We start from the raw sequence: 1,467 nt of genomic DNA, 5'->3' as shown, positions 1-1,467 counted from the left end.
CCCAGTGATCAAGCTGCCCCGCCAACACACCGTCCGAACCAGACCCACCGAACACCCGCCGCTGCCACACCGCGTAGTCCGCGTACTGCACCGGCAACGGGTGCCATGCTGGTGTGACCGCACTCCGGCGTGCCTGGTACGCCGCTGCCAGGTCGCGCAGCAGCGGCGTGACGGACCAGCCGTCACCCGCGATGTGGTGGAGGAGCAGCACCAGAACGTGCTGCTCGGGGGCCAGCCGATACAGCAGTGGCCGCAGGGGCGGCTGGCTGGTCAGGTCGAACGGCCGCATCGCACCGGTCAGCGTCTCGGCGAGTTCGGCCTCGTCGATGTCCACAACGGACAGCGATGGGGACGCGTCCTCGGGGTCGAGGATGAACTGCCGTGGGCCCTCCGGGCCGTCCGGGAAGATCGTTCGCAGGATCTCGTGTCGAGCGACGACGTCGCCGAGTGCGGCCTGGAGCGCCGTGGTGTCCAGGGTGCCGGTCAGCCGCAGTGGCACCACGATGGTGTACTCGACGCCATCTGGGCGCAACCGGTTCAGGAACCACAGCCGTTGCTGGCCGAAAGAGAGCGGGATCACCTCCGGCCGCTCGACTGGCAAGACCGGCGGCCGTGCCGGGGCGAGGTCGTCAATCCGCTCGCTGAGCTTGGCGACGGTCGGCGCCTCGAACACGGCGCGCACGCTCATCTCCACATCCAGCAGGTACTGGATGCGTCCGGCCAGTCGGATCGCCAGCAGCGAATGCCCGCCCAACGCGAAGAAGTCGTCGTCGATCGCCACCGCGGACACGCCGAGCACGTCGGCGAAGAGGGTGCACAGCAACTCCTCCCGTGGTGTTCGCGGGCCACGCCGGACAGCAGTGGTCACGACGTCGGGTGACGGCAGTGCCGCGCGGTCGAGCTTTCCGTTGGGGGTCAACGGCAGAGTGGTCACCGGCACGACGACCGGCACCATGTGTGCGGGGAGTCGGGTGGTGAGGTACGCGCGCAACTGCTGGCCGTCGGTGGGCGTGACCGCGTAGGCGACGAGTCGGCGGTCGCCGGGTGTGTCCTCGCGGACGATGACGGCGGCCTGGTGCACGTCCGGGTGCGCGGTCAGGACAGCCTCGATCTCGCCGAGTTCGATCCGGAAGCCACGGATCTTCACCTGCTGGTCGGCCCGGCCCACGTACTCCAGGTTCCCGTCCGGATTCCACCGGGCCAGATCACCCGTCCGGTACATCCGCTCACCCGAAGCCCCGAACGGGTTGGCGACGAACCGCTGCGCGGTCAGGCCAGGCCGATCCAGATACCCCCGCGCCAGACCGGCACCGGTCACATACAGCTCACCCACCACCCCGACCGGAACCGGACGCAACCAACCGTCCAACACGTGAGCACCCAGATCCGGCAACGGCCGGCCGATCCCCTGACCTGGCCGAGCATGCGTGACATGCACGGTGGTCTCGGTGATGCCGTACATGTTCA

Annotated in this window: 1 protein-coding gene; it reads right to left on the bottom strand. The window is 68.8% G+C overall.

What is annotated here, in order from left to right; genetic code table 11:
• The coding region (locus tag LX83_RS35585; protein ID WP_456356015.1) for a condensation domain-containing protein at positions 1–1,467 on the bottom strand (1,467 nt) is incomplete at both ends.

The organism is Goodfellowiella coeruleoviolacea, assembly GCF_024171785.1.
GTDB lineage: Bacteria > Actinomycetota > Actinomycetes > Mycobacteriales > Pseudonocardiaceae > Goodfellowiella > Goodfellowiella coeruleoviolacea.
Note: the sequence above shows the minus strand (reverse complement) of the source record. Positions and strands in the feature narration are given on the sequence as shown.